The 13,230-nt window shown below is 70.0% G+C and carries 8 protein-coding genes; all 8 read left to right on the top strand.

Going from position 1 to position 13,230, the window contains the following annotated elements; translation table 11 throughout:
• The first annotated feature begins 50 nt into the window (after positions 1-50).
• From OXS31_RS19940 to OXS31_RS19905, 8 genes are read left to right on the top strand one after another with little or no spacing between them, the layout of a single operon-like run.
• Complete coding sequence (locus OXS31_RS19940) at positions 51-1,106, top strand: cellulose synthase operon protein YhjQ/BcsQ (protein WP_158541741.1); 1,056 nt, start codon at positions 51-53, stop codon at positions 1,104-1,106.
• Positions 1,107-1,108: 2 nt separating this feature from the next.
• Positions 1,109-3,307 carry a UDP-forming cellulose synthase catalytic subunit gene (gene bcsA / locus OXS31_RS19935; protein WP_267401490.1) on the top strand — a complete coding sequence of 733 codons (2,199 nt, stop codon included), beginning with the start codon at positions 1,109-1,111 and terminating at the stop codon, positions 3,305-3,307.
• On the top strand, positions 3,304-5,532 hold the full coding sequence (gene bcsB / locus OXS31_RS19930) for a cellulose biosynthesis cyclic di-GMP-binding regulatory protein BcsB (protein ID WP_267401489.1): 2,229 nt from the start codon (positions 3,304-3,306) through the stop codon (positions 5,530-5,532). The genes bcsA and bcsB overlap by 4 nt, the downstream gene beginning before the upstream one ends.
• A 3-nt stretch (positions 5,533-5,535) precedes the next feature.
• Positions 5,536-9,318 carry a cellulose synthase subunit BcsC-related outer membrane protein gene (locus OXS31_RS19925; RefSeq protein ID WP_267401488.1) on the top strand — a complete coding sequence of 1,261 codons (3,783 nt, stop codon included), beginning with the start codon at positions 5,536-5,538 and terminating at the stop codon, positions 9,316-9,318.
• A 14-nt stretch (positions 9,319-9,332) separates the two neighbouring features.
• Positions 9,333-9,998, top strand: a complete 666-nt coding sequence (locus tag OXS31_RS19920; RefSeq protein ID WP_027597207.1) for a cell division protein FtsQ — start codon at positions 9,333-9,335, stop codon at positions 9,996-9,998.
• The gene (locus tag OXS31_RS19915) at positions 9,995-10,645 is read left to right on the top strand and encodes an alginate O-acetyltransferase AlgF (RefSeq protein WP_077171791.1); all 651 of its coding nucleotides are present in this window, start codon (positions 9,995-9,997) and stop codon (positions 10,643-10,645) included. The genes OXS31_RS19920 and OXS31_RS19915 overlap by 4 nt, the downstream gene beginning before the upstream one ends.
• Before the next feature lie 13 nt (positions 10,646-10,658).
• Positions 10,659-12,074: an MBOAT family O-acyltransferase gene (locus tag OXS31_RS19910; RefSeq protein ID WP_027597209.1), complete on the top strand. Its 1,416-nt coding sequence runs from the start codon at positions 10,659-10,661 to the stop codon at positions 12,072-12,074.
• 10 nt (positions 12,075-12,084) lie between these two features.
• Positions 12,085-13,230, top strand: a complete 1,146-nt coding sequence (locus OXS31_RS19905; RefSeq protein WP_267401487.1) for a cell division protein FtsQ — start codon at positions 12,085-12,087, stop codon at positions 13,228-13,230.

Genomic DNA, 13,230 nt, shown 5'->3' with positions numbered 1-13,230 from the left:
ATTTTGACGTCAAGCATTCACGCAGACCCTTCACCTTTTCGGAAGTCGCCATGGTCCGTTCGCTGGATATTGCCAATCTGTTCCGCTCCTTCGGCGGTGATCCCCAGCGCTACCATGAGTTCGAAGCCCCCGAGCCGGTGCCCCACGAAGCCCTCTTGCCAGCCGCAGCTCAGCCGCAGCCTGCGCCGAGCGCCCAGGTCGAAGCGGTCGTCGCGGTGGCCGAGGCGGCCGCTCAGGCTGAACCGGACGCCCTGCCCCCGCTGTCGCGGCAGCTGGCGCAGCTGCACAGCAGCCGCCAGGCCAACCAGGCGGTCGCCGCCCTGGACCAGGCGCTGAGTCGCACGCTGCCGCGGTTGGCCGGTCCGGTGCTGGCACTGATGTCGGCCCGGGGCGGCACCGGCAAGACGGTCATCGCCGCGGGCCTGGCCCAGGCGTTGAGCCGCAGCGGCCAGCCGGTGCTGCTGGTGGAGCTGGACAGTCAGAACGTGCTGTCTTCGCTGTTACTGCAGGAAGCGTCGTCCACCACCGGCTCGGTCAGGGCGCCGCTTTCCGTCTGCCTGGCGGTAGACGAGCGCCTGCGCCTGGTGCCCTTTGGCGCCCCCGACGAGCTGGATCTGCAGGCTCTGGAGCAGGCCCTGGCCACCGACACCCAGTGGCTGACCCGCCGCCTGCAGGCGCTGGACGTCCCGGCCGATACCCTGGTGATCCTCGACTGCCCCACGGGCTCGACGCCCCTGAGTCGTCAGGCCCTGGCCCTGGCCACCCGGATTCTGGGGGTGACAACCGCGGATGCGACCGGTTACGCCAGTCTGCCGCGCCTCGAACGCCAGTGGCAGCGCTGCAGCGGCCAGGTCACTCCGCTGCACCTGCTCAACCGGGTCGATCCCGCCCGCCCCCTGAGCCAGGACATCGCCGCCATCGTGGCGCAATCCTGGGGCGAACGCCTGCTGGGCGTACTGCCGGAAAGCCCCGATCTGGAGCAGGCCCTAGCCCTGGGCCAGGGTCTGGCCAGCGTCCAGGACGCCTGGGCGCGTGGCCTGGCCGAGCTGGGCGAGGCCTTGCTCGGCGATCTTCGCTCGCCCGTGCAGCACGCCGCGCGCGCCTAGCCATGAGCTTTCTCGACCGCCTGGAACAGGTTCGCCAGCGCCGCGCGGCGCGCGCTGCCGACGCCCCGCCGGTGCCGCCCGCGGCGCCGCTGTGGCTGCAGCTGTTCGCCTGGACGGCCGCCGCGTTGCTGGGCGCCCTGCTGGTGAGCGTGCCCCTGGCGCTGGAAGAACAGGCGGCGTTCGCCGTCGGCTGCTTCGGCGCGGCCCTGATGCTGCGTCGGCTGCCCGGACGGCTGCCGGTGATCGCACTGGTCCTGCTGTCGCTGCTGGCGTCGCTGCGCTATCTCTACTGGCGCCTGACCAGCACCCTGGGCTTCGAGACGCCGCTGGAAATGGTGCTCGGCTACGGGCTGGTGGCCGCCGAACTCTATGCCCTGGCGGTGCTGGTGTTCGGCTACCTGCAGACCATCTGGCCGCTACGCCGCACGCCGGTCCCGCTGCCCGCCGACCCGGCCGCCTGGCCCACCGTGGACGTCTTCATCCCCACCTACAACGAAGCCCTGAGCATCGTGAAGCTGTCGATCCTGGCGGCCCAGGCCATCGACTGGCCACGCGACAAGCTGCGTGTGCACGTACTCGATGACGGTCGTCGCGAGGACTTCCGCCACTTCTGCGCGACCGCCGGCGTCTCCTACCTGGTGCGCGAGAACAACGAGCACGCCAAGGCCGGCAATCTCAATGCGGCGCTCAAGGTGACCGACGGCGAGTACATCGCCATCTTCGATGCCGACCACGTGCCGACCCGCTCCTTCCTGCAGGTCTGCCTGGGCTGGTTCCTCAAGGACCCGCAGCTGGCCATGCTGCAGACCCCTCACTTCTTCTTTTCCCCGGATCCCTTCGAGAAGAACCTCAAGACCTTTCGCACCGTGCCCAACGAGGGCGAGCTGTTCTACGGCCTGGTGCAGGATGGCAACGACCTGTGGAACGCCACCTTCTTCTGCGGCTCCTGCGCGGTGATCCGGCGCACCATGCTGGAAGAGGTCGGCGGCGTGGCCACCGAGACGGTGACCGAGGACGCCCACACCGCGCTCAAGCTCAACCGGCTCGGCTACAACACCGCCTACCTGGGCATTCCCCAGGCCGCCGGCCTGGCCACCGAGAGCCTGTCGCGTCATATCGCCCAGCGCATCCGCTGGGCCCGAGGCATGGCGCAGATCTTCCGCATGGACAATCCGCTGCTGGGCAAGGGCCTCGCCCTCGGTCAGCGGCTCTGCTACCTCAACGCCATGCTGCACTTCTTCTATGGCCTGCCGCGGCTGGTGTTCCTCACCGCGCCGCTGGCCTATCTGCTGTTCAGCGCGCAGATCTTCCATGCCTCGGCACTGCTGATCACCTGCTATGTGCTGCCCCATGTGCTGCACTCGAACCTCACCAACTCGCGCATCCAGGGCGAATTCCGCCACTCCTTCTGGAACGAGGTCTACGAGACGGTACTGGCCTGGTACATCCTCAGGCCCACGCTGCTGGCGCTGATCAACCCGCGGCTGGGCAAGTTCAACGTCACCGACAAGGGCGGCATCATCGCCAGCGACTACTTCGACTGGGAGCTGGCGCGTCCCTACATCGTGCTGCTGGCGCTCAATCTGCTCGGCCTGGGCGTGGGTATCGGTCGGCTGTTCCTAGGCGATCCCGAGGCGGTGACCACGGTCGCCATCAACCTGGTCTGGACCCTCTACAACCTGGTGATCGCCAGTGCCGCGGTGGCCGTGGCCAGCGAGACGCGCCAGGTGCGCGCCGAACCCCGGGTGGCCGCCACGCTGCCGGCCGGACTCGTGCTCGCCGATGGCAGCCGCCTGGAATGCAGCACCCTGGACTTTTCCCAGAGCGGCATCGGCCTGAAGTTGCCCGCGGGCCTGCATCTGCCCGAGGGCAGCGCGGTAGAGGTCGAACTCAGCCGCAACGGTCGCAGCCGTCGCTTCCCGGCCACCGTGGCCTTCAGCCGCGCCGGCGCCGTGGGCACCCGCTTCGCCGAACTCAGCGTGACCGAACAGCGCGAGCTGGTGCGCATGACCTTTTCCCGCGCCGATCTCTGGGCCGAGGCCTGGGGCAATCACCGTCCGGATTCCCTGCTGGGCTCGCTGCGCGAGGTCAGTCAGATCGGCCTGCGCGGCATCGCCGATCTCAATCGCAACGTCTGGCGCCTGAGCCGACCTTCCCGGCGCACGGCGCCCTCCTCCTCCGCCTCCCTGGACCGCCCATGACCGTGTCGCTACGTCTCGCCCCCCTGCTGCTCGCCACCCTGGGTGCCGCGCCCGCCTTCGCCCTGGCCCAGAATGCGCCGCCGGTGGCGGTGGCCGGCAGCGGCTACGACAACAGCTTCAAGCAGCTCGGCGCGGTCTATCCCTTCAATCTGCGCGGCATCGACAGCCGGGACGGAGTCGGCTTCGACATTCGCGCCGACGAGATCGTCAGCGCCGCCAAGGTGACGCTGAACTACACCTATTCCCCGGCGCTGCTGCCGGAGTTGTCCCAGCTCAATGTGCTGGTCAACGACGAGGTCGCCGCCAGCATTCCGCTGCCCAAGGAAGGCGCCGGCACGCCCCAGACCCGGGTGGTGGACATCCCGCCGCGGCTGATCACCGAATTCAACCGGCTGAGCATCCAGCTGATCGGCCACTACACCATGCAGTGCGAAGACCCGCTGCACTCCAGCCTCTGGGCCAAGGTGAGCAATGGCAGCCGCCTGGACGTCCAGGTCAGTCGCCTGGACCTGGCCCCGGACCTGGCGCGCCTGCCGCAGCCGTTCTTCGATCGCCGCGATGCCCGGCAGCTGGAGCTGCCCTTCGTCATCGCCGGTGCGGCCGACAACGGCACCCTGGAGGCCGCCGGCACCCTGTCGTCCTGGTTCAGCGCCCTGGCCAGCTATCGCGGCGCCCGCTTTCCCAGCAGCCAGAACGCCCTGCCGGCCAAGGGCAATGCGGTGGTGCTGGTCACCAGCGAAGAGCGCGCCAAGACCCTTGGCCTGAGTCTGCCGGCACCGGCGACGGCGCGGGTCGACATCCTGGCCAACCCCTTCGATCCCCAGGGTCAGCTGCTGGTGATCTCCGGCCGCGATGCCAACGAACTCAAGCGCGCCGCGAGCGCCGTGGCCCTGGGTCACCAGACCCTCTCCGGCCAGAGCATGACCTTCGACACCCTGCAGGCGCTGCAACCGCGCAAGCCCTACGATGCGCCCAACTGGCTGCCCAGCGACCGACCGGTACGCCTGGGCGAACTGGCCACGCCCAGGCAACTGGCGGTCTCCGGCTATGACTCGGGTACCATGAGCGTGCCGCTACGGCTGCCGCCGGATCTGTTCCTCTGGCGCAACCAGGGGCTGCCGCTGCACCTCAGGTACCGCTACACCCCACAGCCGGTGGCGACCAATTCCTCGCTGCTGGTGAGTTTCAACGACCGCTTCGTGCAGTCCATCGCCCTGCCGTCCCAGGAACACCTGGACCAGGGCCTGCTGGGGCTGATCAAGGACGAGGAACTGCCGCGCGAAGCCGAGGTGCGGCTGCCGCTGGAGGGCGAGGCGCTGCAGGCCCGCCTGCAATTCCGCTTCATGTACGACTACCTCAAGCAGGGCGAATGCCGCGACGTCATCATCGACAACATGCGCGGCACCCTGGAACCGGATTCGACCCTGGATCTCTCCGGCTATCGGCACTTCATCGCCCTGCCCAACCTGGGCGTGTTCAAGGACAGCGGCTTTCCCTTCACTCGCCTGGCGGACCTGAGCGAAACCGCGGTGATCCTGCCCGATGCGCCCAGCGCGGCGGAGATCGAAACCTACCTCAACGTGCTCGGCCGCTTCGGCAGCTCCACCGGCTATCCCGCCACCGCGGTCACCGTGGCCCGTGCCGGCGAGGTCGACGGCCTGGCCGACAAGGATCTACTGCTGATCGCCAGCGGCGCCGACCAGCCGCTGTTGCAACGCTGGGCCGCCCAGTTGCCCGCCGGCTTCACCGGCAACGGCCAGCGCTTCGAGGTATCCGACCTGGCGTTCAAGGTGCGCCAGTGGTTCGGCAGCGACAACGCGGCCAGCCTGGAGCGCAGTCGCGCGGCCCTGAGTGCCAGTGGCGGTGCCGGTACGGCCTTCGTCACCGGCTTCGAATCGCCGCTCAGGAGCGGTCGCAGCGTGGTGGCCCTGGTCGCCGCCCGCCCGGAGGGCCTGGCCGACATCAGCCGCGCCCTGACCACCCGGGAAGACTATGCCCAGGCATTGCAGGGCAGCCTGGCGACGGTGCGTGGCCAGCAGGTGGAAAGCCTGGTGGCCGACGAGACCTATCACGTCGGCAGCCTCGGGCCGCTGCTCTATGTTCGCTGGCAACTGGCTCGCCATCCGCTGCTGATGCTGGGCCTGAGCGCCCTGGGCGTGGCCCTGCTGGCCGGCCTGCTCCATGCGGCGCTGCGCGCCCGCGCCCGTCAGCGGCTGGAGCGCTAGACCATGACCCGTGCACCGCTGCTGGCTACCCTGCTGACCGGTCTGCTGCTGCCGCCGCTGGCCCAGGCGGCCGGTACCCCCGAAGCGCTGCTCCTCGAGCAGGGTCACTTCTGGCAGGCGCGCAAGAATGCGCCCCGCGCCCAGGAGACCTGGAACAAGTTGCTCGAACTGGATGCGCAGCAGCCCGAGGCGCTGTACGGCCTGGGACTGATCGAGGTGCAGGCCAACCGGCTGCCGGCCGCCCAGGCCTATCTGCGCCGCCTGCAGGCGCTCAAGCCCGTGCCCCAGCAGGCCCTGCAGCTGGAGCAGGACATCGCCCTGGCCAGTGGCGACAATCCGCAGCGCCTGGTGGATGCCCGCCAGCTGGTCAGCGAAGAAAAGCCGGTGCAGGCACTGGCGCTCTATCGTCAGCTGTTTGGTGGCCGCCTGCCCCAGGGTGATCTGGCGCGGGAGTACTACGACATCCTCGCCTACACCCCCAATGGCTGGCAGGAAGCCGGTCCGGGCATCGAGCGTCTGCGCAAGCTGCAGCCCAGCGACCCGGCGCTGATGCTGATCCAGGCCAAGCACCTGGCGCGCTTTCCGGCCAGTCGCAGCCGCGGTATCCAGGCCCTGGCGGAGCTGAGCACGCGCAAGGACATCGGTGGCGAAGCCGCCGAATACTGGCGCCAGGCCCTGGTCTGGAGCGGTCCGCCCGGTCCGGCCGAGGCACCGCTGTTCGAGGCCTATCTGCGCCAGCACCCGGATGACGCCGAGTTGCGCGCCCAGCTGGAAAAGGGCCGTACCCTGAGTCGCAGCGGCGGTCTGGATCCGCAACTGGCCCGCGGTATCGAAGCCTTGCGCCGCAATGAGCTGGGCGCTGCCGAAAGCGCCTTCCAGGCGCGCCTCAAGGTGGCGCCGGAGGATGCCAACGCCCTGGGCGGCCTGGGCATCGTCCGTCAGCGCCAGGAACGCTTCGACGAAGCCGAAGCGCTGCTGAACCGCGCCACCCGTCAGCCGGGCGGGGCGCGCTGGCAGGCGCCGCTGGCCGAGGTACGCTACTGGGCGCTGCTCGCCCAGGCCCGCAAGGCCCAGCAGGCCAACGACTTCAGCACCGCCCGTGCCCGCGTGGAACAGGCGTTGCGGCTGGACGCCAAGCGCCCGGAAGCACCGCTGGCCCTGGCCGGACTGCAGGCCCAGACCGGTCAGCTGGACGCCGCCGAGGCTGCTTATCGACGGATCCTGCAGCAGGATCCGCGCAATCTCGAAGCCCGTCGGGGCCTGATCGATCTGCTCGCCGAGAGCGAGCGTCCGGCCGAGGCCCTGCGCCTGCTCGACACCCTGACCCCGGCCGAACGTGCCAGGCTCGGCAACCTGGATCGGCTCAAGGCCACCCAGGCCTTGCAGGAAGCCAAGCTGGCCGAGGGCCGTGGCGATCTCCAGGGGGCCCGTCGCGCCCTGGAAGACGCCCGACGCGCCGATCCGGACGATGTCTGGACACTGCTGGCCCTGGCCCGCCTGCAGCTGCGCCAGGGTCAGGAGGCGGCCGCCCGCCAGACCCTGGACAGCGGTCTGGCCAAGGACCCCCAGCGCCCGGAAGCGCTCTATGTCCGCGCCCTGTTCGCCCTGGAGCAGCGGGATCCCGCCGCGGCGCGCGCGCTGCTCGGGCGCATCCCGCCGGCCCAGCGCATCCCGGCCATGACAGGGCTGGCTGCTGATCTCGACTTCGATGCCCGGGTAAGCGCCGCCCGTGACCTGGCCCGCCGCGGCCAGCAGCAGGCCGCGCGGCGCCAGCTGGCGGCCCTGGAGCCGCAAGCCGGCGAGCGCCCCGCCGCCCTGGGTGGCCTGGCGGCGGCCTATGCCGAGGCCGGTGACCCGGAACGCGGGCTGCGCCTGCTGCGCGATGTCCTGGCCCGCGAACGCACGCCCGATCCCGCCCTGCGCCTGCAATACGGCGAGGTGCTGCTGCGCAGTGGCGCCGACGACGAGGTCAATGCCCTGCTGCACGATCTGCAGGGACAGCGCCTGACCGCCGCGCAGCGCCAGGGTTATGACGACCTGCTCTATCGCTACCGGGTGCGTCAGGCCGACCAGTTGCGCGAGCGCGGCGATCTGGTCACCGCCTACGACACCCTGTCGCCGGCCCTGGCCCAGCGTCCGGACGATGACCTGGCCAACGCCGCCCTGGCGCGGCTGTACCTGGCCAATGGCGAGGCCGACAAGGCGCTGCGCCTCTATGAACCCCTGCTGCGCCGCGCCCCCGACAACCCCCGGCTGCAACTGGGTGCGGCCGATGCCGCCGTGCGTGCCCGGGACAACGCCTATGCCGAGCGCGCCCTCGAACGCGCCGTAACCCTGGGCGCCGACGACGTCGGGGTGTTGACCGAGGCCGCGCGCCTCTATCGCGCCCTGGGTCGCGACGGTCGGGCTACCGAGCTGCTGCGCCAGGTGGTGGCGGTGGAGCGCCGCGACGCAGAGACCGCGCGGCCCCTGGCCAGCGCCCCGGCCAATCCCTTCGGCCCGCGCCGCGGCAGCGCCACCCTGGCCAGCCAGGCCATTCCGCCGACCGCCGACCAGTTGCTGGCGGCGGCCAAGGCCGCCCCGCTGGCGGATGCGCCAGTCGCTCCGCAGGACAGCGCCGCCGAGCGCGCCCTCGACGACCTGCTGCAGACCCGCAGCGCGCGGATCACCCAGGGCCTGACGGTGCGCAGCAACGACAACGAACGCGGCCTCGGCAAGCTCACCGACGTGGAAGCGCCGCTGGAGATCGACTTCCCGCTGGGCGATGTGCGCCTGGCCGTGCGGGTCACCCCGGTCAGCCTGACTGCCGGCAGTGTCGGCAGCGACGCCCGCAGTCGCTTCGGTGGCGGCCCGGCCGCTACCCAGGCCGCGCCGGACGCTTCGCCGGGCAGCCAGAGCGACAGCGGCGTGGGCCTGGCGGTGGCCTACAGCGATCCCCAGCTCGGCCTCAAGGCCGACGCCGGCACCACGCCCCTGGGCTTTCTCTATGCCACCCCGGTGGGCGGGGTGAGCCTGGAGCGACCGCTGACCGACCACAGCCGCTACAGCCTCTCGGCCTCGCGCCGGGCGGTGATCGACAGCCTGACCTCCTTTGCCGGCAGCGAAGACGCCCGCACCGGCCAGCAATGGGGTGGCGTGACCGCCAATGGCGTGCGCGGCCAGCTCGGCTACGACGACAGCCAGTTCGGTGCCTATGCCTATGCCTCCTGGTACCGACTGCTGGGCAACCATGTCGCCGACAACAGCCGTACCGAGCTGGGCACCGGGCTGTACCGCTACCTGATCAACAGCGAAGACAGTCGCCTGACCCTGGGCCTGTCGTTCACCGGCATCGCCTACGACAACAACCAGGCCTTCTTCACCTATGGCCATGGCGGCTACTTCAGTCCGCAGCGCTTCTATGCCCTGGGCGTCCCCCTGACCTGGTCGCAGCGCACCGATCGCTGGACCTGGCAGCTGCGCGGCGCGGTGGGCCTGCAACGCATCGAGCAGGACGGCGCCGACTTCTACCCGACCGACGCCCGCCTGCAGGCTGCGGCGAGCCAGGCGCTCGGCGCCCCGGCGGTCTATGGCGGCCAGAGCAAGACCAGTCTCGGCTACAGCCTCTACGGCGCCACCGAATACCAGCTCGGTCGCCAGCTGTTCGTCGGCGGCAACCTCGGCGTCGACAACGGTCGCGATTTCCAACAGCTCAATGGCGGCGTCTATCTGCGCTATGCGCTGGAACCCCAGGACCGTGCACTCGCCCTGCCGGTCAGTCCCTATCGTTCCCCCTACGACAACTGATTCACGGAGCTCCCATGGCAGCCAGCCTCCTCACCGGCCTCACCATTCTCATGATCGGCGACAGCCATCTGGCCACCCCCGACTACCTGATCGGCACCCTGCAGGACAGCCTGGTGCAACAGGGCGCCAAGGTGCACACCCTGGGTATCTGCGGGACCAACGCCGGCGACTGGCTCAAGGTCACCCCCGGCACCTGCGGTGGCGCCGAGCGGCGCAACGGCGACAAGGCCGTGGTGCTCGGCGGCAAGGCGGCGACCCAGCCGATCAACGAGCTCATCGCCGCCGACAAGCCCGATCTGGTGCTGATCGTCATGGGCGACACCATGGCCAGCTACACCAACCCCAGCTTTCCCAAGACCTGGGTCTGGCAGCAGACCACCAGCCTGACCAAGGCCATCGCCGCCACCAAGACCCACTGCGCCTGGGTCGGTCCGACCTGGGGCACCGAGGGCGGCAAGTACGGCAAGACCTTCGAGCGGGTCAAGCTGATGTCCGGCTTCCTCGCCAGCAACGTCGCGCCCTGCAGCTACATCGACTCCCTGAGCTTCGCCAAGCCCGGCCAGTGGGCCACCATCGACGGCCAGCACCTGACCGGTCCGGGCTACAAGTCCTGGAGTTCGGCCATCGTCGACGCCCTGAACAAGCTGCCTGCCGACAAGCTCAAGGGAGCCGCCCAGTGAAGGCCCTGCTGCTGCTCGGCCTGCTGGTGGGCGGGGTCGCCCAGGCCGAGGTGTCCCTCTACCCCACCGGCCCCAGCGAAGACTCGGCCTTCCTCCGCTTCGTCAACGCCGGCAGCCAGCCCCTGGCGCTGCAGGCCTCCGGCTCCGCCGCGCGGCTGCAGCTGGAGGCCGCCAAGCCGGTCTCCGACTACCTGACCGTGCCGGCGACCAAGGCGATCAAGGGCGAACTGGTCCAGGGCGCGGCCAAGGCCCCGCTGGAGCTGACTGTGGCCGCCGGTGAATTCGCCACCCTGGTGGTCCTGCCCGGCACCCCGCTGGTCCAGCGCCTGGTACGCGAGCAACCCGACGACTTCAATGCGCTCAAGGCCTCGCTGGCCTTCTACAGCCTGGATCCGCAGTGCGCGACCCCGGGCCTGCAGGCGGCCGGGCGCAATGCCGAGATCTTCAAGGACGTGGCCGACGGCACCCTGCAGCGCCGCAGTCTCAACGCCGTGGCGCTCAAGGTGCAGCTGACCTGCGCCGGCCAGGCCACGGGCGCAGCGCTGGACCTGGGCGAACTCAAGGCCGGCGAGCGCTACAGCGTGCTGCTGCTGCCTGGCGCCAGCGGTCCGCGGCTGCTCGCCACCCAGGACGCTATCGCCCACTAAGGACAGCCGCTCGATGGTCTTCGCCTCGCTGGAATTCCTCACCCTCTTCCTGCCGCTGTTCCTGCTGGTCTACGCCCTGGCGCGGCCCGGCGGGCGCAACGGGGTGCTGCTGGTGGGCAGCTGGCTGTTCTATGGCTGGCTGAGTCCGCTGTTCCTGCTGCTGCACATGGCCCTGGCCTTGCTGGCCTGGGTCGGCGGGTTGCTGGTGGATCGCGCGCGCGAAGGCTCGAGGACCCGGCTGCAACTGCTCGCCGGGCTGATCGTGATCAACCTGGCGGTGCTCTGCTGGTACAAGTACGCCAACATCGTCGCTGCCACCTGGAGCCAGGTGCTGGTGACCGCCGGCGCCCTGCCGCTGGACTGGCAGAAGGTGGCCTTGCCGGCCGGGCTATCCTTCATCGTGCTGCAGGCCATCTCCTACCTGGTGGACGTCCATCGCCACGTGGTGCCGGTGGAGCGCAGCTTCGTCAACTACGCCACCTACATCTCCATGTTCGGCCATTCCATCGCCGGCCCGATCATCCGCTACGACTGGGTGCGCCGCGAACTCAACCAGCGCTGGTTCAATCGCGAGAACTTCGCCCTCGGCGCGCGCCGCTTCATGATCGGCCTGTGCATGAAGGTGCTGGTGGCCGACACCCTGTCGCCGCTGGTGGACGTGGCCTTCCACCTCGACCAGCCCTCCTTCGTCGACGCCTGGATCGGTTGCCTGGCCTATTCGCTGCAACTGTTCTTCGACTTCGCCGGCTACAGCGCCATGGCCATCGGCCTGGGCCTGATGCTGGGCTTCCACTTTCCGGAAAACTTCAACCGGCCCTATCTCGCCCGCAGCATCCAGGATTTCTGGCGGCGCTGGCACCTGTCGCTGTCCAGCTGGCTGCGCGACTACCTCTACATCTCCCTGGGCGGCAATCGCGGCGGTCGCTGGCGCACCTATCGCAACCTCTTCCTGACCATGGCCATCGCCGGTCTCTGGCACGGTGGCGACAGCTGGAACTACCTGCTCTGGGGCATGCTGCACGGCCTGGCGCTGTGCCTGGACCGGCTCTGGGACGAACTCGGCGGCCGGCCGCTGCCGCGGCCCCTGGCCCATGGCCTGACGCTGCTGTTCGTGGCCCTGGCCTGGACGCTGTTCCGCGCGCCGGACTTCGCCACGGCGCTGTCGCTGTACGCCGGCCAGTTCGGTCTGCACGGCTTCGCCCTCGGCGATGCCCTGGCCGTGACCCTGAGGCCCGTGCACGGCCTGGCCGCCGCCCTGGGCGTGGCCTGCATCCTGGCCCCGTTGTGGCAGGCGCGCATCGAGGCGCGCCTGCCCGACAGCGCCCTGCTGCGCGTCCTCGGCGCCGCCTGGCCGGTGGCCGGCTTCCTGCTCTGCTTCGCGCTGATCGCCAGTCGCGAAGCCGTGCCCTTCCTCTACTTCCAGTTCTGAGGCCGCCGTCATGAGCGCTCCCGCCCTGCCGCCCTCACCCGCACCGCAACCGCCCAGCGCCAGCAGCGTGCGGCTGGCCCCGCTCGCCGGAGTGGTCTTCGCCCTGTTCCTGGCGATCGGCCTGCTGTCCTGCGCCTGGGCGCTGCTCACCGATCGCCTTTCGCTCTGGCCGGAAAGGGTGGATCGCCATGCCCTGCTCGAAGGCGAGATCACCCACCACATCGCCAAGGAACTGGCCAAGGCGCCGTTGCCGGAAGCGGCCGCCCGCCTGGAACGCGGCGCCAGCTGGCTGCTGCTGGGCGACAGCGGACCCCGGGTGCGCCAGGGCTGCCCCGGCTGGCTGTTTCTCGCCGAAGAACTCGAGGTCTCGCGCCAGGCCGCCGCCAATGCCCGGGCCCGCGCCCAGACGGTGATCGAACTGCGCCAGCAGCTGGCCGCCCGGCACATCCAGTTGCTGGTCGCCGTGGTGCCGGACAAGAGTCGCATCGCCGCCGACCAGCTGTGCGGACTGCGACGCCCGGCCGCCTTCGCCAATCGGGTCGCCGACTGGACGCGGATGCTGAGTGCCGCGCGGGTACCGGTGCTCGACCTGACCACGGCGCTCACGCCCCTGGGCAGCGCCGCCTTCCTGCGCACCGATACCCACTGGAACGAGGCCGGTGCCGAGGCCGCGGCCCGCGCCCTGGCGCTGCGCATCCAGGCGCTCCCCTTCCAGGCCAGCCCGGCACGGGCCTTCACTCGCACGCTGCTGGCGCCGGCACCGCGACCCGGTGACCTGGTGCGCCTGGCCGGCCTGGACTGGCTGCCGCCGCGCTTGCAGCCGACCCCCGAGGTGCTGCGCCTGACCCAGGTGGACAGCCGCGCCGCGGCCGGCGCCAGCGATGACCTGTTCGGCGATGGGGACCTGCCCAATATGGCGCTCATCGGCACCTCCTTCTCGCGCAATTCCAATTTCCTGCCCTTCCTGGAACAGGCCCTGGGCGCCAGCGTCGGGCGTTTCGCCAAGGACGGCGGGCATTTCGCCGGTGCGGCACGGGACTATTTCGCCAGTCCTGCCTTCCGACAAACCCCGCCACAGTTATTGGTCTGGGAAATTCCCGAGCGCGACTTACAATCCCCCAGCCCCGAGGCGTTGCGTCTCGATCCGCGTCCTTGA

This window comes from Pseudomonas sp. GM_Psu_1, from assembly GCF_026544185.1.
GTDB lineage: Bacteria > Pseudomonadota > Gammaproteobacteria > Pseudomonadales > Pseudomonadaceae > Chryseomonas > Chryseomonas oryzihabitans.
This window is presented reverse-complemented; position numbering and strand designations above follow the sequence as displayed.

Bases quoted from the DNA above. Each gene is read 5' to 3' on its own strand.
- OXS31_RS19940 (WP_158541741.1), top strand. From the start codon at position 51: ATGGTCCGTTCGCTGGATATTGCCAATCTGTTCCGCTCCTTCGGCGGT.
- bcsA (WP_267401490.1), top strand. From the start codon at position 1,109: ATGAGCTTTCTCGACCGCCTGGAACAGGTTCGCCAGCGCCGCGCGGCG.
- bcsB (WP_267401489.1), top strand. From the start codon at position 3,304: ATGACCGTGTCGCTACGTCTCGCCCCCCTGCTGCTCGCCACCCTGGGT.
- OXS31_RS19925 (WP_267401488.1), top strand. From the start codon at position 5,536: ATGACCCGTGCACCGCTGCTGGCTACCCTGCTGACCGGTCTGCTGCTG.
- OXS31_RS19920 (WP_027597207.1), top strand. From the start codon at position 9,333: ATGGCAGCCAGCCTCCTCACCGGCCTCACCATTCTCATGATCGGCGAC.
- OXS31_RS19910 (WP_027597209.1), top strand. From the start codon at position 10,659: ATGGTCTTCGCCTCGCTGGAATTCCTCACCCTCTTCCTGCCGCTGTTC.
- OXS31_RS19905 (WP_267401487.1), top strand. From the start codon at position 12,085: ATGAGCGCTCCCGCCCTGCCGCCCTCACCCGCACCGCAACCGCCCAGC.